This is a genomic window from Paucibacter sp. XJ19-41, assembly GCF_028462495.1.
Lineage (GTDB): Bacteria > Pseudomonadota > Gammaproteobacteria > Burkholderiales > Burkholderiaceae_C > Roseateles_E.
Map to the genome: position 1 here is coordinate 15,012 of NZ_JAQOWX010000029.1, position 23,662 is coordinate 38,673.

Sequence of the window (23,662 nt, forward strand, 5' to 3'; positions counted from 1 at the left end):
TGCGACGCCGGCATTTCATTGGAACAGAGAGACCAGCTCAGAGCTTCAGGCCGCGGCCGTGCCAAGCTGCTGCGTGCCGACGCGCCGGCGACGCGCAACAAAACCCACGGCCATCAGTCCCGCTGCCATCAGCGCGTAGCTGCCGGGCTCGGGCACGGCCGACACGCCAAACGTGATGCGGTACACATCGCTGTCGGCCGTCAAGGCGCTGTTGAAGGAGTAGCCGGCGCCGGTGGTCAGGCCGTTGAAGGCCGCGAACTCCGCGAAGTTGAAAGCCACCACCGAGTTCTGGTCACGGCGCAGGTCGTTGCTGCCGACGAAAGCCGCAGCAGCCGGGTCGAAGACCTCCGAGCCGGCATCCCATATCTCGTTGGCCTTGATGCCGATGGTGGAGAGGTTCAAGTTGCCGCCAGCGTCGAAAAGCCGGTACTCGGTGGGGCTGTCGTTGCCGATGAAGAAGTCATTGCTCGGCACCACCATGGAACCGAAGGTGAAGAACGGGTTGAGCGTGGTGTCCACGCGGAAGGTCAGGCTGCTGGTGGCACCCGGCAGCAACAGGCCGCCGATGGTGCCCCGCGTTGCAGTGGGGTCGGCGGCGGCAAACGCCGCCTGCCAGGCGCCGCCCGCACCGCCTTCCGCCACGGAGATGATCGGTGTGGTGGCCACGCCACCGAGGTTGAAGGCGTCGAAGCTGCCGTTGTTGAAGCCGACGTGCAGCGGTGCGAAGCTGATGCTGTCGACGGGTGCCATGTTCTGCACCGTGACCGTCACATCGATGACGGCGGCATGCGTGGGTGCACACAGCCCCAGCAGGGTGGCAGCGCCCACGGCGGTGCGGGAGATAACTGAGAGGCATTGGGTCATGGGGAGAACTCCTGGCAAGACTGTGGTTGGGGAGCGAGATGCGCGTATCGAACTCGCATTCACGATCCTAGGAAGGCGAGGTCACACAGGTTTCATTGGGAGTTCACCGTCACGGGAAGTTTCGGCTGCGTCGGGGTGACTCCGCAGCGATCACGGCTGAGGCCCTCGCGCCTGAGTGGCCGCTGGCCTGTCACATTGATCTGCGTGTCAGCGGTCAGTACAAGACCGGCGATAGCGAAGGCTTCGCGCGGGCGGTGGCCGGCTTGCACGACCTGGCGGTCCAGGCGCATGCAGGGCGGATTGAACTGGGTAGGAAGTAGATCAGCCGCTCGGCCGCCGCTTGGCGACGCTGCGCCAGTGGCTCCGACAGCATCGCCAGCGACTCCCAGATGGCTCATCGAGACCGATCTTGGCTCCCAGTGCCGCGCCGCGCTTGATCTCGGCTGGCCAATGGCTGCTCCGGCAGGCGTTGTTTTGGCCCCTGATATTTCGGCGAGGAGCGCTCGCCGCTACACTTGGCATATGCATGCGCTGATCGAGTCCCACCGCGAACAGCTTTTGTCGCTGGCCCATCGCCGCGGCATCACGAGTGTTCGCGTCTTTGGGTCTATGGCTCGGGATGAGGCACGCGATGACAGCGATGTCGATTTGCTGGTGACCTTAGCCCCTGGCACGAGCGCCCTTGCTTTGGGCGGGTTGTTGCTGGACGCTCAGGAGTTGCTGGGCCGTCAGGTGGACGTTGTGACTGAAACAAGCCTCCATCCTGCGCTGCGCGACCGAGTGGTCGCGGATGCGGTCGCGTTGTGACGCCAGGGTCAGACAGCGACCGCGTGCTGCTGGCACACATGCGGGAATGCATTGAGCGCGTCCGCGAATACACCGGCGGAGACATGACTCGGTTCGAGACATCGCGTTTGATTCAAGACGCGGTGATACGCAATCTGCAGACGCTCACTGAGTCGAGCCAGCGCCTGTCCGGCGAGCTCAAGGCGACGGAGCCGCAGGTTCCGTGGCGTGAACTGGCCGGCTTTCGCAACGTGATCGTGCATGGGTACCTCGGTATAGATGTTGCGGCCGTGTGGCTTGTTGTCGCGCAGGACTTGCCGCCGCTCGTGATCGCCATCGACCGCATGATTGCCCGCACAAATCATCAGCATTGAAGTGGCTGACCTGGACCCGAGGTGACGTGTTCGTGTGCGACTGCTTGGCGGATGTGAATCCGTCGACGGCAGCGTCTACATGGGGCCTCAGTACCCGTTCGCCCTGAGCGCCATGGGTCCGTTCGCGTCCAGTCGTTGCCAAGCACAGCTGTGCATGCACCGGCCCGTTTAAACCCAGCAAGCCCCGCCCCCCAACTTCCGGTAGGCTGACGGCACATGCCCACAGAAAATCTCGCCACCTTCCTGCGCCGCCAGCACGCGACAACGCTCGCGGCCATTCTTCTGGAGCTTGCGAACGACCATCCGGACGTGCACAAGCGCCTTCAGCGCCTACAACTCTGCGACAGCCCCAGCAAGCTCGCGGCCGCGTTCAAGAAGACGCTGGCCGGCTGGCGCCGTTCGCAGCGATACCACGACTACAAGTCTGTCCGTGCATTCGCCGCCAAGCTGGAGCTATGGCTGGATCAGGTCGCCCGGGAACTTGCGCCGAAGGATCCCGCCGCAGCCCTGGATGTGTTCGAGGCATTCATCGAGGCCGACGAGTCCTTCTTCGAGAGCGCCGACGATTCCGGTGGCGATATCGGTGATGCCGTTCGCAGTGCCTGCAGGTACTGGCTGGATACAGCCGCGCGGTGCGAAGCCCCAGAGGCCGGGCTGCGTGAGCGTCTGCTGAAGCTGGCAAACGCCGATGCCTACGGCGCCCGCGAGGGCCTGTTCCGAGAGGCAAACCTGCTGCTCTCTGAGCAGGGCATGCGCGAGCTGGTTGCGGAGTTGGAGGGGAAGATGGCCCTGCTGGTCGCCGAGCATCGGGGCGCGAGCCAACTGCCTTACGAAGTCATCAAGGTGTCGGCTGCCCTGTCTCTGATCGGGGAGGCGCTCAAGGATCCGGACGTCAAGGTCCGCGCCATCCTGAGCTATCGGCCGGACCCGAACCCGATGCAGAAGGAGGCGATCGTCCGGGCCTACCTGGAGGCCGACCGACCAGAAGACGCAATGAAGTGGCTGGAAGGCAGCTGGGGCCATCTGGACGACCGCCGGCAGCGCCTCCTGGCGCAAGCCCACGGCCAACTCGGCAACGCCGAACTCAGCCATCCTCTGCGGCAAGCGCTCTTTGAGAAGTCACCGTCGATCGAGGCCTTGCGCCTGTGGCTCGACGAGTTGCCGCCTCAGCAGCAGGTCGCGTCGATGGAGCGCGCAGGGCATGTTGCCTTGACTTTGCCGAATCCAGGCCTGGCTGCACAGATTCTTGTCGAGCTTCATCGCGAGGCTGACGCCGAAGCTGTGCTGGTCGACCTGGCAGCGGCCATCGACGGGGCGGACTATTTCATGCTGCCGACGCTAGCGAAGAAGCTGGCCGAGGGCGGACGACTCAAGGCAGCAACGGCCATCTACCGGGCCTTGCTGCTCAACATCCTGGAGCGCGCCAATGCGCGGGCCTATGGTCATGCTGCTCGGTACCTGGAGCGCCTGCAACTGATGGCCCCCACGGATCTTGCGCCATTGCCGCCGCATGAAGACTTCCTGGCCCAGCTCCGGAGCAAGCATGGGCGCAAGACTGCGTTCTGGTCCCTGGTCGGAGGCGCCTGAGCACCTTACTGCGGCGCTGGTGGTGGTCGTTGCGTCTGCGTTGTTCGACCAACTGAATCAAGAGCGAGATCACCTTGGCTCCAGAAGCCCGTAGGCCACCGCGCGCAATGCCGAAGCCCTGCGGTTCGAACAGTGCAGCCGCATGTTGATGCGTTGGAATCGCGAGTCGACGGATGCCCGGCTCAGGCCGGTGAGTGTCGCGATTTCCTTGGTCTGCAGGCCTCTGTGTTCGAGGGCGAGGAGCTTCATGTCGGTCCTCTCCAGCCTGGCTGTCTGGAGCAGTCGCTGGTGGAGGTAGTGCAAGAGCCACTCGTGCAACTCGGCCGCGAGTGAGCGCGCGAGGGTTCGTATGAGGCCAGCCTCAGGGCCCTCGAAGTCGTCGGGGTGTTCGCTGCCTACGCACAGCATGCCAAGTCGGTCAAGGTCTTGGCCCGAGGGGGTGGGGACGACGAAGCACGCCCGAAAACCATACTCACGGGCGAGCTGCAGGGCGGCTGCGTCGGTCGCTTCCTCGATGCCAACCTGGCGGTCGCTGCCCGATGTCAGATGGGTTCGCGCGAATCTGAACCACGGATGCGCGGTGAGGGGTCCGATCTCGTTCTGCGCATGCGCGTAGGCCGGAGGGCCGGCGAGCAGGCTGAAGCAGGAGAGATCACGGTCGCCTTCGAGGACCGCTGCGGTGTAAAGGCTCGCGCTGGCGCCTAGGGCCGCCGTGGCATCGGCCAGTCGTCCGATCAGCGTCTGCGGGTCGGTCGCTCCGGCGATCTGAACAATCGCTGCCAGCGCTCGTGCGCTGTAGTCCGATGCCTGTGCCTGTTCCCGGATCGATGCTTGTGCTGGCAGGGTCGAAGACATGATCGAAGTCCCTTCGGAGTTGCTCGAACAGGGGCGGATCCTCGAAGCGAAGTGGATCTGCGGTCAGGGCGGCATCGACCTGTTTGCGCGTGACGAACAAGGTCCACCACTCGGCGAGGACGTTGCCTTGCACTCGGCTGGCCGTGCGGGCGGCTATGCCGGCGTGCACGGGGTACAGGCGGCAGCATGGGCGGCGCTCGCGGCGCTCACGGCGTTTACCGGCTCCGTGATTGGCGTCTGGCTGGCGGTAGTCGTCGCGGGTTCGATGCATGACCATCTCCTCCCTGGAGTCGCTGTTCGCGCGATGCTGGGTCTGCGCCTTGAATGCTGATGATCTCGGCCTGCGGGATCAAGGGTTGGCGTGCGAAGACTTTTCGGCGTTTGATTGTTGATGGTCTCCTGCAAGGGGCGCGGTGCCGGATCGTCGATCTGCTGCACTCTCAGACCATCTGGCGGCATCCCATAGGGGAAACTCGCGTGATTCACATGCGCGCGCGGTCATGGGGTGACGCTCTCAGCGCGGTAGTCGCACTGTCCTCTTGGCGTGGTGCTGCGCTGGGAACATGCATGTTTTCGTTTGAATATCGGGATCGCAGGCGGTGGGGCGCAGATGTAAGCGGCGCTTTCCTGTCGTGATTTACGCGCCTAAGATCGATGTCGCAACACCGAGAACACTCGGGTTGAAGGGGATGGCATGGCTGCACTCATCGACTGGGGACGCGTCTTGTCGCATGTCAGGGCGGTGCTGCGGCGCCGTGGTTGCTCCGGCCAGGATGCGGATGACTTGATCCAGGATGCGTACCTGAGGCTGGACGGCTACCAGCGGACCCATGAGGTGTCGAACCCCGATGCCTTCCTGATTCGCGCGGCATGGAACCTCGCCATTGATGCGCACCGCGCGCAGCGCAGCCACGGGGAGACCCTCTTGCTTGACGAGGAGCTCGCTCAGGCTCCGTGCGGCGCGCAGAGTGCTTCATCCACCGAGGATGCCGTGCTGAGCGCAGAGCGGCTGACCCGTCTGAGCTTGACGGTCCCTGCGCTTGACATGCGCACTCGCGCGATCTTCATCGCGCATGTGTTCTATGGCATGAGCTACCCGGAGATTGCGGCGGTGCTCGGCCTCAGTGTGCGGGTGGTCGGCAAACACGTCGGCAAAGCCACGGCGGCGCTGATGCGCCGGATGGAAGGATGGTGAGCATGGTGCCCAATGACAGGCAGGGCAGGGCGCAGAAACCGCTGGACGGTGGGCGCGAGCCGCCCGTCGTGACACGCAGGGTTGCCGAAGAGGCTGCGGCCTGGATTGCCCGCCTGCATGGGCCGGACCGTTCGGCCGAGATGGATCGCAAGTTTCGTGAGTGGGTCTCACGTTCGCCGGCACACGGGTATGCGTTCGAGCGCTGCACCGACATCTGGACGGATGTGGCGTCCATGAAACCTGAGCAGATCGTCGCCGGCATGGCAGGCGCCAAAGCGAGGGACACCCTCGCGCGCGAGCGCCGCTGGCAACGGATGCGGTGGCCCCTGGGGGCACTGCTGGCCGTGTCTGTCGTGGTGGCGGCCTATGCCTTGCATCGATGGCTGGCCGTGGCCGTCTACGCCACCGAGGTCGGCGGCCAGCAACAGGTCCTGCTGGCAGATGGCACGCGTATCTCTCTGAACACTGACACGAGGGTGCGCGTGGAGCTTGACAGCGCCCGGCGGACTGTGAGCCTTGATGCCGGAGAGGTGATGTTCGAGGTCGCCAAGGATCCGCTTCGACCCTTTGTCGTGCGCGCTGGGGGCAGCGAGGTCATTGCGGTGGGCACGGTCTTCTCGGTGCGTGTGCCCGGCAGGAGCAGTGAGGGCCGCGAGGGCCGTGAGGCCGCCCTGGCCGTGGCCCTGATCGAAGGCGCGGTCACCGTGCAGCCCGCCTCGGCCGGGCAGGAGGCGGGCATGGCGCCGCAGCAGCGGATCACACTGCAGCCGGGTGAGCGCATTCGGCTGGCCCAGCCAGCGGCCGCGTCGACCGCCCCTGCGGTGGTCCAGATTGATCGGCCGCCGCTGGAGCCGCTCTTGGCCTGGAAGCAGGGCAAGGCGATTTTCGAGAATGTCTCGCTGGGCGATGCCGTGGCGGAGATGAACCGCTACTCCCCCACCTCCGTCGTGCTCCTTGGCAATGTGGCCAGCCTCCGGGTCGGCGGTGCGTACGACATCGGCGATGCCCGGGGCTTTGTCCGGGCCGTTGCGGAGCTTCACGGGCTTCAAGTCCGGGAGCAGGCGGGCCGGCTGGAACTCGCGGCACCTCAGTAGGGCAAGCCCTCAGGGGGGCACCGGCGCAGGCCGCGTCATCTTGTTCACCCCCACAACAAGATGAGAGGCAAGCATGATCGGCAAATTCCTTCCACGAGCCAGCACGTACCACGGCGTTCTGCGTGATGGCGCGTTTGTGGCCTTGATGCTCGGCTGCAACTTGGCTTGCGCTGCCGACGAGCCAGCCGGTGCGCGGTATCGCATCGAGCAGCCTTCGCAGCCGCTGGCTGATTCCCTGCGTGCCATTGGACGGCAGACCGGTGTGTCCGTTCTATTCGACCCGGTCAAGCTCGGAGATCGCACCTCGCGTGCTGTGTCAGGGCAGTTGACCGCGGTGGAGGCGATTGCCCAGGCCCTCGAAGGCTCGGGCTTCGAACTCACGCAGATGCCTGGTGGGGCGGTCGTGGTCAAGGCGCGTCTGTCCTCAGGCCCGGCACCGGCTGCGCTGCCTGGCCAGTTCCCCGCCGGCCAGGCAGGCTCGGTGGGTGCCGAAAAACCAGGCCGGATGGAAGAGGCCGGTGGGTCGGCCGGCCCGGTCGTGCAGGCGTCTCCGGGGACGCCCGCCGACAAGGGTGGCGCCAGCTTGGTGGAGGCGCCGGTTTCGCTGACCCGCGTCGAGGTGACCGGCACACGGCTCAAGCTCATCGATTCCTATGGTCCAACGCCTGTGAACGTCTATTCGCGGGCGGACATCGAGCGCAGCGGGCAGCCGTCGCTGGAGCGATTCTTGAGCAGCCTGAACGAGGCAGCGATGTCCCCCGGCGAAGGTACCTTGGGCGTGACGAACGGGCAGGGCGCCGTGCAGCTGCGCGGCTTGCCGCTGGGCTCCACCCTCGTCCTGATCAACGGCCGGCGCGTGCAGGTTTCTGGTGCCTCCGGCTCGCGCTTCTTCAACCTCAACCTCATCCCGATGGCGGCGGTCGAACGGGTCGAGATCGNATCAACGGCCGGCGCGTGCAGGTTTCTGGTGCCTCCGGCTCGCGCTTCTTCAACCTCAACCTCATCCCGATGGCGGCGGTCGAACGGGTCGAGATCGTGCCGGTGGGCTCTTCCGCCGTCTATGGCGGCGATGCGCTGGCCGGTGTCGTCAACATCATCCTGAAGAAGCAGATCGACGGCATCGCACTCGACGCACGGGTGGGCGCCGCCAAGGGCGCAGGCGACGGCAGCATTTCGCTGGCCACAGGGGGCGGGGACGCGTCCAGCTCCTACCTGGTGCTGGGCTCGTACCGCAAGACCACGCCGCTGACGATGGCCGAGCGGGACTTCTTCCTGGACGCGGACTACCGCCGCATGGGCGGCGTCGACAGCCGTGCCCGCTACTGCACCCCGGGTACGGTCAGCAGCAACACTGCGGCGAACTTGCCCGGGTTGAACTCAACTTTCGCGGCCATCCCTTCCGGCGGTACCGGCCAGGGCCTCTCCATCGCGGACTTCGCGGCCACGGCAGGCCAGGCCAATCTGTGCAGCTCCTATGCCACCGGCAAGGGCTATGTGTTGGCCCACGGCACCGAGACCCTGGGGCTGCATGCGGCTGGCGATTTCCAGTTTCGCGGGGGCTGGTCGGCGTTCGGCGAACTGACGCTGTCCAAGGACCGCCTGCGGGCCGAGGAGACGGGAATCCTGATGGCCAATGTGCTGGTGCCCGCCTCCAACGCCTTCAACCCCTTCGGCGTGGCGGTGCGCGTCAGTTCCCGGCTGGGCACGGAGAACGGTGTGGAGACCTTGCAGCGCGACACGAAATTTGCCCGCGCGCTGCTGGGCGTGCGTGGCGAGGTGCTGCCGGGCTGGGAGCTGGAGGCGACCGCCTCGTCCACGCTGGATGACGGCCAGCACCGGACGTGGAACGTCACCGCCAACGCAGCCGCACGCACGGCCGCCCTGGCGTCCTCGGATCCAGCGCAGGCACTCAACCTGTTCACGGCGGGACGCGCCGCCAGCGACGAGGTGCTGGCCGCAATCTTTCCGGGGGTGGTGCGCAATGACGAGGGTCGCAAGGACCAGGTCGGCGCTTTCTTGCGAGGCTCGCCGCTGAACCTGCCGGCCGGCCCGGTCGACGTCATCATCGGTGGCGAGGCGGCGCGTGATCGCTACCTGAGCCAGATCGTCGGTGGGACTCGCTCTGGCGGGAATCGCTCCAGCAGCGCGGCCTATGGCGAGGCCCGCGTTCCCTTGTGGCGCGAGGGGGCCGGCGCCAGCGGTGCGGGGAGCAAGGCCTGGGATCTGGCCACGCTCACGCTGGCGGCGCGACGAGATGTCTACAGCGACTTCGGCGGCGCCAACACCTACCAGGCGGGCCTTGAGATTCGGCCGGTGCGATCGATGCTGCTGCGCGGCTCCGCTGCGAGCTCGTTCAAACCACCGACCCTGGTGCAGATGAACATCAACAATGTGTCGCTCACGACCGAGGCCTATGGCATCCGGGATCCGCAGCGCGGCAACGCCCTGGTCACCGGCGGCGAGGTGCTGCGTGCCGCGAATCGGGACCTGGGTCCGGAAAAGGGCAATGCCTATTCGCTGGGGGCTGTATGGGAGCCCGCGTCGCTGTCCGGTACGCGGTTCGGTGTGACCGCCTGGCGGGTGAAGATCGATGGACTCATTGGCCTGCTGTGGCCGCAGACCGCGGTCGACAACGAGGCGCAGTTCCCCGGCTTCGTCACCCGGGCGCCGGCAAGCGGCGGCGTGCCGGGCCAGATCACCCGGGTGCTTTACTCGGAGGTGAACTATGGGCGGCTCGAAACCTCGGGCGCCGACATGGAGATCGCGCACGCCTGGAAGAGAGGCGCGACGAAGTGGTCCGCGTCCGCCAGCGCGACCCGGACGCGCCAGTACGACGTCGCGCTGAGCCCAGGTGCGGCGGCTGCGTCACGGCTGGGCGTGCGGGCCGTCGACTACTGGGCTCCCGAGTGGAAAGGCCGGCTCCAACTGGCTGTCGAGCAGGGCCCCTGGAGCGTGGGCCTCACGAATCGCTACCTGGGGGCCTACCGGGATTCTGGGACTGATGAACGCAGGCTCGGCGGCTACTGGATTCATGACGTCGCGGCCTCGGTCAACCTGAAGCGTCTCGGACTCGGCTCCGGGCTCAGCGCTGGACTGAGCGGTGTCAAGGATGCGCGCCTGTCGCTGGCCATTGCCAACCTGGCGGACCGCCTCCCGGAGTACGTCGGCAGCTCGCCGTACTACGACGTCACCCAGGCCGACTGGCGCGGCCGCTACGCGAGCCTGCAGCTGTCTGTGAGCTGGTAGCGCGGCCCCGCTCGACGACGCGGCGCCCTTGCGTCGGCGTGCGCCGGTGCCGGCCTCGCTCTCTGCAGCGCTCCCCACAACGCCCCCTTCAACGCACCCAACAACGCACCCTACAACTTTCGCGCCCGGCCGAGCGCCGGCGATGCCCCATGCTGTGCAAACCTTTCTTCAAGTCATTGCCTTTGAGCCAGTCGATCCGGCTCGTGCCCCGACTGCTCCTGGCTGCCCGACGGCTGCTATCCATGGTGTCTCTGGCCCCACTGGCGCCCCTGGCACTGGTGGCCGGACTGCCCCTGGCCTTGCCTGCCGCGCCGGCGACGGCCGCCGTGGGCCCGACCGTCCAGCAGGTGGTCGAGTTCAACCGGATCATCCAGCCTGTCCTCTACGACGACGAGACGCTGCAAACCCAGATCTCGCCGGACGGTGGGCAGCTGTTCATCGTCACGCGCAAGGCCAATGTGGCGACGGACCGCAACCGCTTTGAGATCCTCTTGATGGACGTGAGTCCTGCTCGCCTGGCTGCGCTGGCCCGAGAGGGCTCGAGGTCGCAAGCCGGTACTCCGTCTGCCTCCGCGCCCCCTCACGCACCGCCGTCGCTCTTGCTGGCGGTGGAGTCATCGAGGGACCGTGCCGACTCGGACCCCTCCCTGAGGGAAGCACGTTGGGTAGGGAGCCGGACCATCGTGTTTCGCGCGCGGATGAACGATGAGGCGCATCAGGTCTATAAGGTGGATGTGATCACTCGCGAGGTCAAGCAACTGACCTATGCGCCCCACAGTGTTCTCGCCTTCGAGGTGCCTGACGACCTGCGTCGGGTGGTCTATGTCTCCCAGGTGCCCAACCCCGCGCGGGAGGCTGGTGCGCGCGCGATCATCGTGGGGACCAAGTCGTTCTGGAGCGTCCATGGGCAGCAGGACGATCTCTACCCGCAGGACCGGCTGCACCAGTTCTTCGTTGCGGAGGCCGGGGTGAGGATGCCTGCTCGACCGCTCGGCGAGGCTTTCCCGAGGGCCGGCTATCCACCGCTGGCCAGCATCTCGCCAGACGGTCGCTGGGTACTGCTGCCAACAGACCAGCCCGCGCGCCAAATGGCCTGGGCCAAGGTCTATCCCCAGGTGGCTGAGCTCAGCAAGCAGTACGGTGCTTCGGCGGCGGTGGACCCCCTCGGCTATTTCTCCCGCCCGACGAACTACGCCCCGCGGAAAATGATGGCGTACCGGGCGAGCGACGGCCAGGCGCGTGTCGTGCTCGACGCGCCGGACGACTCTGCGCCGGGAGGGAGGCAGCGCGTTGATCGGCTGTGGCAGAACGGTGGCACCTCCGTCGTGATCGCTGGCACCTACCTGCCAGTGGGTGCCGCAGGCGGCGCCAAGGCGGCCGACCAGGCGGCCGGCAAGGCTTCACCTGAGGCCTCCCACATCATCGAGTACTGGCCCGCCTCCGGCGAGTGGAAGCACATCGCCGCGCTCAAGGCGCGTCTGCAGAAGGTGGAGGCTGCAGGCGGCGAGGAGGGCCGGTTCACGGCCATCGATGGCGAGCAGCGGCGCATCTTCAAGCGCCTGCCGGATGGCCGCTGGCATGAAGCGGTGGGAGATGCGGTGGACGGTTCTGGAACTGTGCGGACAGGCGAGGGCGAGCGCGCCGCAGGCGGTGGCGCGAAGCGCCATGGGATGTCCGGTGGCAAGGGCGAGGAAAAGGATGCCCGGCAGACTTGGCGCCTGCAGGTACGCCAGGCGCTGAACCAGCCGGCGGACATCGTCGCAGCGGGGCCGTCCGGGGGCGAGATTCGCCTGACGCAGCTCAACCCGCAGTTCGTGGCCGAGCAGTGGGGCACGATGAAGGAGTACCGCTGGACGGATGGCCAAGGGCGGCGCTGGGATGGCGGCCTGATGGTGCCTGCGGACTTCAAGCCCGGTGTGCGGTACCCGCTGGTGATCCAGTCCTATGGCTTCGATCCGAAACGCTTCTATCGGGATGGGACGAACGACTATGACGGTGCGACCAGCGGTTTTGCGGGCCGGGCTTTCCTGCGCGAGGGCATCCTGGTGCTCGCGCTGCCGTGGCGAGCGGCGACCGGGGCACCTCGGGACGAGCATGGCTCGATCGTCGCGTTCGCCGATGGTGTGAGCGGCGCCATCGATGCGCTGGTGGCGCAGGGCCTTGTGGACCGGGATCGGATCGGCATCCTGGGTTGGAGCGCGACCGGCGTGCGGGTGCAGAACCTGATCACCTTCACGGACGCACCGATCCGTGCCGCCACGATCCTGGACGGCGACGTCAACACGCTGTATTCGCTGACGATCACCTACGCCTTCGCCGACAGCACGCTGAAGTCGAAGGAAGAGGGCAACCAGGGGGCGCCTTTTGGTGAAACGCGGGACCGCTGGATCCGCAACGACCCCTCGCTGCACACCGACTGCATCCGGGCCGCGCTGCGCATCGAGTCGTACGGCGCCGAGGCGAAGAACAACTCGGACATCTATGCGCTGCTGCGGCGGCAGTACCGGCCGGTCGAGATGCTCAAGTTCCCGGAAGGCGGCCACGCGCTGTCGCGACCCAGCGAGCGGATGATCTCCTTGCAGGGCAATGTGGACTGGTACCGTTTCTGGCTGAAGGGCGAGAAGCGGCTGGCACCGGTGATCCCTGGCGAGACGGTGCAAGGCCTGCAGGCGCAGTACGCGCGCTGGGATCAGATGGCATTGATGAAGGTCGAGGCCGATGCCAAGCCGCGGTGCATCCGCAAGGCCCTTTGACTCCCGGCGCGGTCAAGCTTGAGTTGATACTCAATCGGGTAGGGTGCTGTCTCTTTGGCGGCTTGGTGCTTGGCCCTGCCTTCGTGCGAACCGGTCGCTCATCGTGCATACCGGCGATGAGCGGTCCATTCGGCCTGGGTGGCGGGCCCCCTCGGACTGCCGCCGGCCGCACCACTTGGAGAATTGGCGGGTCGGGCTAAAAAAGGGACGTCTAAGGCAGCCGAGTTGGGCTGGGCGCCCTTGATGCAGCCGCTGGCGCTTCCACTCAAGACCCTGCGCCGGGAGTGAGGAAGTCGCGCAGCAGGTCGCCATGGCTGCGCTTGCCGGAGTTGACGTAGTCGACCAACTGCTCGACCAGCTGCTTGTCGTCATTCTGAATTCGCAGTGCGGCCGGCAGGTTGCTGCTACGCACGATTGATCGCGCGTAGCCTTCAATGAATGCCTGCTCGATGACATGCATGGAGCCCAGCTCGTAGAAGGCCGCCATGCCTCGGATGTAGCTGGCCTTGTTGATGTCGACGAAGGAGAAGGGCGCCAAGCCCGCCGCGAGCAGTGGAGCATTGGCCGCAATGCGCGAGGTGCGCTTGTTGCCGTTCGCGAACGACTGCACGTAGGCGATCCGCGTCAGCAGGTATACCGCAGCTTCCACCGGCGGGAGCCCCTTGGCGGTGTCGATGATCTGCTGGAGCACTGCCTGGGCGTGACCTGTGCCAGGACGGAAGGGCGGAATGTAGGCGGAGTTCGCCAGGTTCACGTCTTCGAACTCCCGAGGCCGCCCACGTTGCGCCTTAGGCAGGAAGTGGTCCGACTCCCCCTCCGCCATGATCCCGTGGTCGTCTGTCAGGAGGTCGTGCATCGCGCACACCGTCTCCATCGACAACTCACGGTGATCCCACAGGTACTGGCCTGCCAGCTTGTGATTCAGCGCGAGGAGCGCATCCTCCATCGGCTTGTCAGGATTCCTCTCCCCATACTTGACCAGCGCCTCCGTATCCAACTCCGAATACGTGCTCCCTTCGAGCAAGGACGAGGACCATGCGAACAGGACGAGGAACTGAGCGAGGTACTTTCGGTCCGGCTTGTAGGCCAGGCCCTGGATTTGCGTACATCGCAATGCTCGTTCCGGGTCGATGTTGGGAGTCGGCTCAAGCAACTCCTCCCGGAACGGAGCCAGTGGACGCTCGGCCGCCGGCCGGGCAAAGTAGGCGTCGACCTCTGCGCGCGAGAAGGGCGTGGTGCTCAGGTAGCGCGTCGACCGACCTTTACCGAGCGGCTTGATGCTTCCTTCGGCGACGAGCGCTGAAAGCTGGCGATTGAGCGTGGAACGGCTCAGCCGCTCCTCAAGGGACGTCATCAGCATGTCCGGGGCCATTCCGGAGGCTCCGGATGCACGAATGAGACTCAGAATCTCTTTGCCCATGACAAGATTGTAGAGAGCTATCTAATTGATTTGCAAAGAGTTTATGTTTTTTTGTCAAACTCTTCTGAAAGTCTCTGAATCTCCTCAGGCAGCTGTGGTGGCGGCGACTCCTGAAATCGAAGCACGGTTCATCTCAGCGCCTGCGTTCCTCGGCCGTTTGGTGCTGCCACATCGCCGCGTAGGTGCCGCCAAGCGCCATCAGCGTGGCGTGGTCGCCTCTCTCTACGACGGCGCCGCCGGCCAGCACGGCGATCTCGTCGGCGTGCCGGATGGTGGCGAGGCGGTGAGCGATCAGGATCAGGGTGCGCCCTTGCGAGAGCGCCAGCAGGTTTTGCATGATCTCTTGCTCGGTGGGGGCATCGAGCATCGAGGTCGCCTCGTCGAGGATGAAGAGGCGGGGGCGCCGAAGGATCGCTCGGGCGATCGCAATGCGCTGACGCTCGCCACCAGACAGCTTGAGCCCGCGCTCGCCGATCACGGTCTCGTAGCCGTGGGGGAGGGCGGCGACGAAGTCATGCAGCTTGGCGAGGCGCGCGGCATCCGCAATGCTGGCGCGTGTCGCGCTGCCCATGCCGAGTGCGATGTTCGCCGCGACCGTGCCGTTGAGCAGGGCCAGGTCTTGCGGCACCACGGCGATCATCGAGCGCAGTTCGTCGAGGGGTAGCGCATCGATCCGGGTTCCCGCCAGGGTGATGGCCCCGGCATCGGGCTCGTGGAGCCGCAGCAGCAGGCGAACGAGCGACGACTTGCCGCAACCGCTGGCGCCGATGATGGCCATGGACTTCCCTGGCGAGACGTCAAGTCTGAAGTCCCGGAGCACGGGCGGGCCTCTGTCGTAGGTCAGGCACACCCCCCGAAAACTCACGGCGACACCGGCCTGGACCGGCGAGGCCATGGACATGACTTTCGCGCTCATCGTGTCCATAGCGTTGGCCGGCTCGCCTCCCGAGCTCCCCTGCTGGACCCTGGGTGGCTGCGGGGATGTGCCCGGGGAGATGCCGAGATCCTCCAGCAGGGGGCGGATGAAGGCCAGGCCTTGCGAGGCATCGCGCGCGGCGCTGCTCAGCAGTTCGAGCGGTCGAATGATTTGCACCATGTACAGCGTGGCGAGCACGAAGCCGCCCAGGCTCAATCGGCCCTGCGACACGGCGAGGAGCGCGATCGCCAGCGAGCTCGCGACGCTGAGGGTGAAAACCGCTGTGACCGAGGCTCCGATGGCGAGGCGCCGGTGCAGAAGGTCCCGCCAGTGCGTTTCGAGGGCGAGGCATCGCTCACCAAAGCGATCCAGGGTTTCTCGTTCGGCGCCGAAACACTTGATGGGCTCGTAATTGATCAGGCTGTCCGCCATCAAGCCCTGCATATCGACCATGGTGCCCGTGACCGCGCGTGCGCTGGTGCGCAGCTGCGGCATGTGCCTGCCGACCGCCAGGGCGAGTGCGATGCCGGTGAGCACGAAGGTGGCGGCCAGGCCGGGCTGGCCCAGGGTGAGCAGCACAATGGCCACGGTCACCCCCTCCACCAGGACGGGAATGAAGCCGTGGACGAGGCTGGCCAGGATGAGCTGGTATCCGGAGACCGCCTGCTGAAGACGCTGACCCATGGCGCCGCTCTGGCGCGCCAGGTGGAAGGAGAGCGGCAGGTCCAGCAGGTGCGTGAAGTAGCGGACCCGCAAGCCCGTGTAGAGCCGCTGCTCGACGCCCCCGACGAGGAAGGGCCGGATCTCGGACGCGAGCCTCGCGGCGCTCAGGCAGAGCAGATAGGCGATGCCCAGCGCCGAGATCCATGCCCAAGGGTCGGTGGCATGGTTGTTGGTGTCGCTGGGCTGGCGGCTCACGACATCGATCAGCTCTTTCAGGGCCAGAGGCGCCAATCCGGCCAGGGCGCCACCGAGCAGCGCCAGTGCATTCGCACCCGCGAGGCGCCAGGCCATGGATCGGTCCAGGCCGTTGCACAGGACCATCAGCGCTGAGCGGAGTTCCCGGAGTTCCTTCAGCGATGGCATGCCGCTTTTCCCAGCCCGTGAAAGGCTGCTGCTATCCGAGCCAGCGGGCGAGCCAGGCCTCGACGGCGACCAGCTCATGGATCAGGCCGGGCGACCAGTCCAGCGTCGTGGGGTCCCCGCGCAGGGCTGCCTCCAGCCGGGGGCGATCAATGAACCCGCGGCGGACGAGGTGGCCTTCGAGCAGCAGTCCGCGCACGAAATCGTGGTCGTTCTGCAGCACCGCCTTGATGTGGTCGTCGGTGCCGCCCTTGGACCTGCGGGCAGCGATCTGCTTTGGCAGCTCGGCGGCGAAGGCGCGCCGGGCCAGTGCCCGGCCGCGCCCACCTCGAATCAGCAGGTAGGTGGGCAACCGAAGGCAAAGCTCCACCAGTGGCTGGGAGAACAGGGGGTGGACGGCCTCGGGCGCAGCCGCCTGCTCGAACGGGTCGTAATAGCCTATCGGGTGCATCAGTGCGGCGGTCTGCATGTACTTGCCGATCGGGAGGTCGGTCGCTGCGCGAAGTTCCGGGTGTGCGAAGCGAAGCCCGTCCACCCGGTCATGCGCGAAATCGCCGGGCAGCCAATCGGCTCGGGTCGTTGCGGTCCTCGCGGCCAGATCGGGCTTGACATGCTCCCGGATCGCGAGCTTGAGGCAGCGCCAGAGCGAGACCCGGCCGACACGGGCCGCGTCCAGGGCCGCAGGCAGGAAGCCTGGGTCCCAGCCGCAGTCGCGCAGATAGTCGGCCGCCGGCCACCAGCTGGCCATCTCATAGAAGAGCGGATCACCCCCGGCGCCGGTGAACATCGCGCCGGCCCGGTAGGCCGCTGCCAGCTTGGCGTCGGTGGCTGCGTTCATCGCGCCGACATAGGTGACAGGGTTGGGCATGCGGGCCGACTCCAGCAGGCGCTGGATGCGGAAGGCAGGATCACGCTCTCGGGTGAGCAGATCGCGTCCGGCTTGGCCGGCTGCGAGCATCGCGTAGCGCCGCTCGTCGGTGTCCGAGCCGGGCGAGTAGTAGTTGATGCAGATCACGTCGGCCGGCGTGTGGCCGGCCGCGAGGCAGTTGACGAGGATCGAGGAGTCCACGCCACCGGACAGCCGCAGCAGCAGGGTGTCGTAGCAGCTGGCCCACGAGCGTGTGCACGAGCGCACGGCGTGGCCCAGCAGGGTCGCCGCTTCGATGCCATCCCGGTCTGCGGCCGCCCGTGCGTGGCTCACGGCGCTCCACAGCAGCGTGGACGTTCCGGCTTCCGAGTCCACCAGTTCGCCGGGCAGGACCTGGGTGATCTCGGTGAGGGCGGTTTCGCGACCATTCTGAGCGCCGTACAGGAAGCGATGAGCCAGGACATCCCAGTTCACCGTCCAAGCTGCAGGGCTTGCGGGTTCTCCTTCTCCACCGGTCGCGGCGGTGACTTGCAGCGCGTCCTCAAGCCACGAGAAGTAGATCCAGACGTCGCCATGCCGTAGCTTGAAGCAGGGAAGGGAGCCGCTCGGATCGCGAAGGATCAGGGTGGCGTCCGAAGGGGCTGGCAGGAAGGCCACGTAGCGACCCCAGAATTGCTCTACCAGCGCGCGGCCGCCGGTGTCCAGGATGCTTTTCGCATCCGCTTCGCTGAGGATGGCGCCGGGCGCCGGCGTGGCATCGAATTCGACGCGGCGGAACAGCTTGCCGAGCACGAGGCCGAGACCGCCATGGAGAACCTGGGCTTCGTTGATGCCAGGCCGTTCACCCGTGGTGAACACCTGCAGGCCCGGTCGACGCAGCGCGGGGCGCCAGCCCGCCTGCCGCTGCCAGATGCTGCCGAGCCGTTGTGCGGAGGCGGACGGTCTTGGCTGGGACGCGTTCCACACCAGGGCGAGGTACCGGAACATAGTGGCGCTGCCCGGTGCTACACGACCAGGATGGGTCGGAACTGCCGGACATACTCGTGCTGGTCGTTCAGCACCGTCGAACCTTCCTGCACCCAGGCATGGGCAGCAAAGGGCCCCGTTCTGACGCCCAGAACCCAGCGTGGGGCCAGGCCCTCATGCGACAGGAAGTGGAGCAAGGCCAGGGAATCCAGCAGGCATTCGTCGCGAGCGGTGAACACGAAAGGCCGCAGGGCATCGTAGGCCGCCAGGGCTGGCTTCATCGCCTCGATGGCTTCGTCGGCTTCGGTGGCCTCTTTGCGTTCTGCACGCGACCCCTGGAGTTGGATCCGCCGGCGTGCAATATCGCGTGCAATGGCCTGCAAGGTGCGGCAACGGATCCAGCAGGCGGCGGTGGCCACGCTGCGCACGAAGCGCAGCGAGCGCCGGATGTGGACGGTCGTCCGATGTGGCTTGCCTGGGGCCGAGGTCAGGCCATGACCCAGGTCCTGATCCAGCTCGATGGTCGACGTCGCTTCTTCAAAGCTGTCGACCGGGCTCCTGTGGAACGCACGGCTGACATCGGTGTTCCTTGTGCCGGTGTTCCTTATGCCGGTGTTTCTTGTCCAGGTGGTCGTGGCGTCCACTACCAGACCCTGCGAGACGAGCTGGTGCAGCAGGGCGGCTGTGGCCGAGGTGCTGAGGGAGGTGCCGCTGTGCTGCGCGGCGATCGGCCAGTCCTGGAGCCTTTGGGCCAGCATTTGCGAGGCGGGGCCACCGATCCCGAGGTAGCGGCTGCGACGCAGGTCGAGGAGGATGACCTGACCATCGCATGCGCACGCACGGACATGGCTCGCCAAGGCCAGCTCGTGGGGAGCACTGACGTGGATCATCTGGTCCTCCCGCTGGTGGATCAATCTGGTCGGCCGCTGCGGCCGCGTCGCGAGGGAGATCGCGATGGTGGACCGCAGCGGCACTTGTGGCCTCAGGCGTGCGTCGGACATTGATGACGCACGCCGTGGCCGTTCAGGGGACCTTCTTCCCCTCGATCTCGACGCTGTCCTCGTACGAGTTGGGTTGCGGGAGGCCCTGCGTCAGTGCCTTCGCGTCGCCCAGGTCGATGAGTTGCGGCTCCATTGCCGCTTGCGCTTGCTTGTCCATGATGAACTCCTTCAGGTTGAGACTCGAACTGCCCTCGGCGTTTCAGGCTTCGGGCGAGATGAAGGTAATGCCGGCTGGTGGGGCCGTCGAGAGTTCATGGCGGGCGATCTTGGGCGTTTGATTTGGTCCTGCGCGGCCCCCGCTGGAGAAGAGCTTCAATTCGGGGGGAGCCCCTAACTTCGCAACGACGGTGTTTCGGTTCGATTTCGATGGCTCGGCATGGGCACCGAGTGGATCGCCGTAGTGGGTGTTTCAATCGCTTACAAGAAAGTGGGGTGCAGCAGGCCTGCGATTTCGTCTTACCGCCATGGGAGCAGAAAAGCCAAAGGGCGAGGCGAGCGCCCTCGAGAAAACCTGGAGCTTGAGCTGGCAGGCGGCTCCAGGCCGCGACTTCCTCGCCCACGAGCGCACGGCCGAGAGGATCCGGGAGCGACTGATTGCTGCACACCGTCAGTCGGGACGGCAGCTGCTGTACTACGTGCTGATGCCGACCGAGATCCACATCGTCGCGCGCATCGACGACGGGGACGGCATCGTGGGCGTCATGCGTTCTTGCAGCCACATCCTGTCGCGGTGGGTCCGCGCGGCCCACGTACGACGCGGGCCGGCCTTCGCTGCGAAGTGTCGTGCCGAACCCCTCGAGTCCAGACAGGCCTTGCGGCGCGAGATCCTCATGCTGGCATGGCGCCCGGTCAAGCTGGGCCTGTGCAAAAGGCCGAAGCGTTACCCGAACGCGGCACTGAGCGTCGTCACGGGTTTGAAGTCCGGTGAGGGCTTCGATGCGAAGCCGCTGCTGTCGCTCTATGGAGAACTCATCAGCGTGGCGCGCGCGGCGCTCGATGCCACGTTGCGTGCGCGACCCTCTGACGAAGCGTGGCGCGTGTGGGAGCTCACACGGGGCCTTGAGGAGCCGGCGACGCCGCAGAGCCTGGCCTCTGCCGCAGCCACTCGCCGAGCTGTTGATCCCATGGCGGCCTCACTGATCGCCGCAGGCGGCGGCTATGGCGTCGAAGGCGCGCTGTCGCTGCTGGAGTCCTGGGTGTGTGCCAAGATCGATGCATCCGGCAGACTCGATACGCCGACATGTCCCCGCGGGCTGAAGGTCAGGGCTCGCGCCCTGGTCGCCTGCATGGCGGCCGATTGCCGGCTGTGTTCCTCCGCATTTGTCGCGCGACATTACGGCTGCAGCAAAGGCACGCTGAGCGTGCAGATGGCCCGCCGCCGGTCTCATCTCTCGGATAGGAAGCTGCTTGCGACGCCACTCCAGCGGGTTCTTCAGGACGTGGCGGAATTGCGCAGGGCGGGTTTGATGCGGAGCATCCCCGGAAAAGATCATGCGTAGGTATCTGCTGCGTCGCCCTTGCCTTCGGCTGAAGACTGACGCCGAGTCGCGCTGCTGGCGATACTGCGCCGCGCAATGGCTACACTTCCCATATGGGTGCAGTACCAGATGCCAGTGTATTGGCGGTGTCGAGTGAAGCGTTGAAGTCACGGGTTGCCAAGCTGGTCTCAGACGTGGACGCGCTGGCCGTGATGCTGCCCAAAGCGTTCGCGAAATCCCGCCTGGAGACGGTGCGGATCATGGCCAGGGATGTGGCCGACGGGTCGCAGGCCGTCGTGCTCTCGATGAGCTTGAGTCGGCCACCACCGGAGGTTCTTGAGACGGTCGAAGCGCTGCGGGCCTTGCTTGCTCGTCTGCGCTTGCTGAGCTCCCGAACTCGCATCGAACAGGGCACGCTGCTGTCCATCGTGCTGATGGAGACGCTCACCGCAAGCTTGTGCGTGGACTTGGATGCATGGCAGGCGAGTTGGGATGCAGGTCTTTCGGTTGCTGACGCCGGTTGATCAGGCAGGTGGCGTCCGCGCTTCGATCCAATCGGCAATGTCTGTCTGGCGCCATGCGACGGCCCTGACGCTGATTTTGATCGGTCGGGGAAACTGCTTCTTGGCGACCATGCGATAGATCGTGGATCGACCCAGCCCGGTGGTGTTCATGACCTTAGGTAGGCGCAGCAAAGCCTGGGGCGTCAGACTCGACGACACGCTGTGTGGGTGTGCTTGCATGTTGTGCTCCCGTGTCCTGTTCCATTCAGTTTAGGCACGGACAGCTCGGTTCTAGCTGCTGAAATTCAGCAAAATTCAGCGCCCTCGTCCCTGCCGCGATCGCCGGGATTCATGGCCTTGCATTGCGCCTGGCTGCATCGATGCGGACGCCAGCGTGTTCTGAGCCCCACGCCTGCAGTGGCTGCGACCCCTGGCATGCCCTGCTGTGCGATACGCACCTCCTTTGGGGGTGCGTGCTGCGCTGGCCGCCAAAGCTCCGAGAATGGAGCCGGATATCGACGACTGCTGAAGGCGAGGCGTTCATGGCAAAAGGTGAGGCCAGGGCGAAGGGCAAGGCTATGGGCAAGACAATGGCCAAGGTCAAGGACGGCGAGCTGGAGACGCTGGCGAAGATCAAGCGGCTCGCCGTCGCCGCCATGTTCTCCGACGACGACCTCATGGACGAGCTGGTGCTCAAGGGCGGGAATGCCATGGCCCTCATCCACAAGCTGACGTCCCGCCAGTCCATCGACCTGGACTTCTCCATGGCGAGGGACTTCGAAGGCGGGGTCGAGGGCGTCCAGGCCAAGATCGTGCGTGCGCTGCAGCAGACCTTCCGGGCTGCGGGGTACGAGCCGTTCGACCTCAAGATGGCGGAGAAGCCCGCGCAGGTCTCGCCCGAGTTGGCCGGCTTCTGGGGCGGTTACGACATCGAGTTCAAGCTCGCCCCGACCGAGCAGTACGAGGCCCTGAAGCAGGACATGGACAAGCTGCGGAAATCGGCGCTGAACATCGGGCAGGGGACGAAGTTCAGTATCGACATCAGCCGCTTCGAGTACGTCGAGGACAAGGAGCCCGCCGAGGTCGATGGCTACCGCATCTTTGTCTACTCGCCAACGATGATCGCCTGCGAGAAGCTGCGGGCCATCTGCCAGCAGATGGAGGTCTACGGTCCGGTGGTGAGGCGCTCACGGCCAGGCGCGCCGCGCGCTCGCGACTTCATCGACATCTACGTGCTGGTCGAGGAGCTGGGCCTGACCTTGACGCAGGCGAGGGCGCTCCAGATCACGCGGGAGATGTTCAAGGTGAAGCATGTCGAGCTGGCCTGGCTGGCCGACATTGAGAAAGAGCGCGAGTTCCATCGCCAGAACTTCGAGGCCGTCAGACAGACGATGGCCCCTGCCTACGACCTCAAGGAATTCGACTTCTACTTCGACTATGTGGTCAAGCTGGCGAACGAGGTCCTGACAGCGATGACGCCCTGACTCGGGATCAGAAGCTCTTGGGGACGTGCAGGCGCCAAGCCGATTCGTAGCGGGTGTCGGCCATGTCGTGCGTCAGGTAGAAGTCGTGCTTCATGGGGAAGCGCCGGATGATGTCGACGACGCTGTCCCGGTAGCCGGCGCGTTCCAGATAGAACCCGATGGCCTGGTGGTAGGGGTAGGTGAAGCCCATCTTGCTCAGCATGGCACCCAGGGCGTTCACTGAGAACGTGCCCTTGGCGAGCTCGAACGCTTTGGCCACCTCCGCGACGCCGCCACAGTAGGTGGGGCGCACTGCCGCGTCGATGAGTGTCCGCTCGATGCTGGTGACCCTCACTTTGGCGGCGGGGCCTTCGCCTTGCTGGTGCTCCTGGGCGACGACGCCAAGCTCGCCCGTGTTCGCGCTGTTGAGGAGCACGATGCGAAGCTCCCCGAAGTCCACCGCGTTCTGACTGACTCGTGCCGGCAGGCGGAAGGCCTTGTCGATGGCCGCCTGCGTGATGTCGTCGCCCGTCGAGGGCGGGGTTGAGCGTTCGTGGCTGATGTAGACGAGCTTGGGAACCTGCTCCGTGAGGCCATGCATGCGCAGGGCCGTGTAGTGGCTGAAGTAGCTGTTCGCCTTGAGGTGCAACAGCAGCTCCATCGTCGCAGGCGTGCCCCAGGTGTACACGGTCTCCGGCCTGTTGGGGAAGTCGAACTTGTGCCGCTTGAGCCGCCCGCTTTTGAGCAGAAACTCGATGAAGGCAGCGAGCGTGGTGCTTTGGGCCAACCGCCACCCTTTGCGCTGCTGCGCCAGGGCGGACGCAATCTGCCGCTCCCTCAGGATCGGGGGCATCTTCTCGCTGAAAAACGCCAGGATGTCTGGCTTGGCGATCTGCAGGCGGGTTCGGTTCATAGGAACCAATCGTTCGTCGTGCTATGAGGCATGTATGCCTCATAGCATGATGTTTATCAGAAACACTGTCAAGATCTTGAGCCCCTTCGTTCCCTCGATTGAGGGCGTTCGAGCCATCAATACGAGCAGATTTCTATAACTTTCGCGTCGCCGCTGGCCAGCCAAGTAGGGGCAAATGCTGTCTTTGTTATAATCAGGAGCTTATAAGCTCCTGATTACGGCGAAGTTATCTATCCGCGCGTCTGGTCGCTTGCCCGGCACATTGCATAGGCTGGCTGGCTCCGGGCACCGCCGGCA

Annotated in this window: 20 protein-coding genes and 1 pseudogene; 12 read left to right on the forward strand and 9 right to left on the reverse strand. The window is 65.7% G+C overall.

Features of this window, described 5'->3' with window-relative positions; all coding sequences use genetic code 11:
• Positions 1-45: 45 nt before the first annotated feature.
• Positions 46-864 (reverse strand): spondin domain-containing protein, encoded by an 819-nt coding sequence (locus tag PO768_RS10055; RefSeq protein WP_272645952.1) that lies wholly within the window; start codon positions 862-864, stop codon positions 46-48.
• A 522-nt stretch (positions 865-1,386) separates the two neighbouring features.
• On the opposite strand from PO768_RS10055, the gene PO768_RS10060 reads away from it, so the two are divergent.
• From PO768_RS10060 to PO768_RS10070, 3 genes are all read left to right on the forward strand, one after another.
• A complete protein-coding gene (locus PO768_RS10060) occupies positions 1,387-1,671 on the forward strand; it encodes a nucleotidyltransferase family protein (protein WP_272645953.1) in 285 nt (94 codons plus the stop codon).
• Positions 1,672-1,694: 23 nt separating this feature from the next.
• Positions 1,695-2,024, forward strand: a complete 330-nt coding sequence (locus tag PO768_RS10065) for a HepT-like ribonuclease domain-containing protein (protein ID WP_272645954.1) — start codon at positions 1,695-1,697, stop codon at positions 2,022-2,024.
• A 216-nt stretch (positions 2,025-2,240) separates the two neighbouring features.
• Positions 2,241-3,611 (forward strand): DUF6880 family protein, encoded by a 1,371-nt coding sequence (locus PO768_RS10070; RefSeq protein ID WP_272645955.1) that lies wholly within the window; start codon positions 2,241-2,243, stop codon positions 3,609-3,611.
• Positions 3,612-3,680: 69 nt separating this feature from the next.
• On the opposite strand, the gene PO768_RS10075 is transcribed toward PO768_RS10070, so the two are convergent.
• Positions 3,681-4,466: a helix-turn-helix transcriptional regulator gene (locus tag PO768_RS10075; protein ID WP_272645956.1), complete on the reverse strand. Its 786-nt coding sequence runs from the start codon at positions 4,464-4,466 to the stop codon at positions 3,681-3,683.
• Between PO768_RS10075 and PO768_RS10080 the strand changes: the two genes are divergently transcribed.
• From PO768_RS10080 to PO768_RS10105, 6 genes and pseudogenes are all read left to right on the forward strand, one after another.
• Positions 4,465-4,797: a hypothetical protein gene (locus PO768_RS10080; RefSeq protein WP_272645957.1), complete on the forward strand. Its 333-nt coding sequence runs from the start codon at positions 4,465-4,467 to the stop codon at positions 4,795-4,797. The two genes, PO768_RS10075 and PO768_RS10080, sit on opposite strands and share 2 nt — an antisense overlap.
• Before the next feature lie 363 nt (positions 4,798-5,160).
• Complete coding sequence (locus PO768_RS10085; protein ID WP_272645958.1) at positions 5,161-5,661, forward strand: RNA polymerase sigma factor; 501 nt, start codon at positions 5,161-5,163, stop codon at positions 5,659-5,661.
• Between the two features lie 2 nt (positions 5,662-5,663).
• The gene (locus tag PO768_RS10090) at positions 5,664-6,755 is read left to right on the forward strand and encodes a FecR family protein (protein ID WP_272645959.1); all 1,092 of its coding nucleotides are present in this window, start codon (positions 5,664-5,666) and stop codon (positions 6,753-6,755) included.
• 505 nt (positions 6,756-7,260) lie between these two features.
• Positions 7,261-7,545, forward strand: a pseudogene (locus tag PO768_RS10095) (hypothetical protein); the annotation flags it as partial.
• A 164-nt stretch (positions 7,546-7,709) separates the two neighbouring features.
• Positions 7,710-10,001 (forward strand): TonB-dependent receptor domain-containing protein, encoded by a 2,292-nt coding sequence (locus PO768_RS10100; protein WP_272645960.1) that lies wholly within the window; start codon positions 7,710-7,712, stop codon positions 9,999-10,001.
• Between the two features lie 149 nt (positions 10,002-10,150).
• Positions 10,151-12,754 (forward strand): alpha/beta hydrolase family protein, encoded by a 2,604-nt coding sequence (locus tag PO768_RS10105; RefSeq protein ID WP_272645961.1) that lies wholly within the window; start codon positions 10,151-10,153, stop codon positions 12,752-12,754.
• Positions 12,755-13,019: 265 nt separating this feature from the next.
• Here the strand turns inward: PO768_RS10105 and PO768_RS10110 are convergent, their stop codons facing one another.
• The 5 genes from PO768_RS10110 to PO768_RS10130 form a co-directional block, all read right to left on the reverse strand.
• Positions 13,020-14,174: a Fic family protein gene (locus tag PO768_RS10110; protein ID WP_272645962.1), complete on the reverse strand. Its 1,155-nt coding sequence runs from the start codon at positions 14,172-14,174 to the stop codon at positions 13,020-13,022.
• Positions 14,175-14,307: 133 nt separating this feature from the next.
• The gene (locus PO768_RS10115; protein WP_272645963.1) at positions 14,308-16,176 is read right to left on the reverse strand and encodes an ATP-binding cassette domain-containing protein; all 1,869 of its coding nucleotides are present in this window, start codon (positions 16,174-16,176) and stop codon (positions 14,308-14,310) included.
• Between the two features lie 31 nt (positions 16,177-16,207).
• A complete protein-coding gene (locus tag PO768_RS10120; RefSeq protein WP_272645964.1) occupies positions 16,208-18,028 on the reverse strand; it encodes an asparagine synthase-related protein in 1,821 nt (606 codons plus the stop codon).
• A 17-nt stretch (positions 18,029-18,045) separates the two neighbouring features.
• On the reverse strand, positions 18,046-18,897 hold the full coding sequence (locus tag PO768_RS10125; protein WP_272645965.1) for a lasso peptide biosynthesis B2 protein: 852 nt from the start codon (positions 18,895-18,897) through the stop codon (positions 18,046-18,048).
• A gap of 133 nt (positions 18,898-19,030) precedes the next feature.
• Positions 19,031-19,165, reverse strand: coding sequence for a hypothetical protein (locus PO768_RS10130; RefSeq protein WP_272645966.1), 135 nt, complete (start codon positions 19,163-19,165; stop codon positions 19,031-19,033).
• Between the two features lie 307 nt (positions 19,166-19,472).
• Between PO768_RS10130 and PO768_RS10135 the strand changes: the two genes are divergently transcribed.
• Both PO768_RS10135 and PO768_RS10140 read left to right on the forward strand, forming a co-directional pair.
• On the forward strand, positions 19,473-20,507 hold the full coding sequence (locus PO768_RS10135; RefSeq protein WP_272645967.1) for a hypothetical protein: 1,035 nt from the start codon (positions 19,473-19,475) through the stop codon (positions 20,505-20,507).
• A 92-nt stretch (positions 20,508-20,599) separates the two neighbouring features.
• Complete coding sequence (locus tag PO768_RS10140; protein WP_272645968.1) at positions 20,600-21,010, forward strand: hypothetical protein; 411 nt, start codon at positions 20,600-20,602, stop codon at positions 21,008-21,010.
• Here PO768_RS10140 and PO768_RS10145 read toward each other — a convergent pair whose 3' ends face one another.
• Complete coding sequence (locus tag PO768_RS10145) at positions 21,011-21,229, reverse strand: helix-turn-helix transcriptional regulator (protein WP_262973521.1); 219 nt, start codon at positions 21,227-21,229, stop codon at positions 21,011-21,013. It lies immediately after the preceding gene.
• A gap of 302 nt (positions 21,230-21,531) precedes the next feature.
• Here PO768_RS10145 and PO768_RS10150 point away from each other — a divergent pair, with 302 nt between their 5' ends.
• The gene (locus PO768_RS10150) at positions 21,532-22,473 is read left to right on the forward strand and encodes a nucleotidyl transferase AbiEii/AbiGii toxin family protein (RefSeq protein WP_272645969.1); all 942 of its coding nucleotides are present in this window, start codon (positions 21,532-21,534) and stop codon (positions 22,471-22,473) included.
• A 7-nt stretch (positions 22,474-22,480) separates the two neighbouring features.
• On the opposite strand, the gene PO768_RS10155 is transcribed toward PO768_RS10150, so the two are convergent.
• Positions 22,481-23,365: a type IV toxin-antitoxin system AbiEi family antitoxin domain-containing protein gene (locus PO768_RS10155; protein ID WP_272645970.1), complete on the reverse strand. Its 885-nt coding sequence runs from the start codon at positions 23,363-23,365 to the stop codon at positions 22,481-22,483.
• Positions 23,366-23,662: the final 297 nt, after the last annotated feature.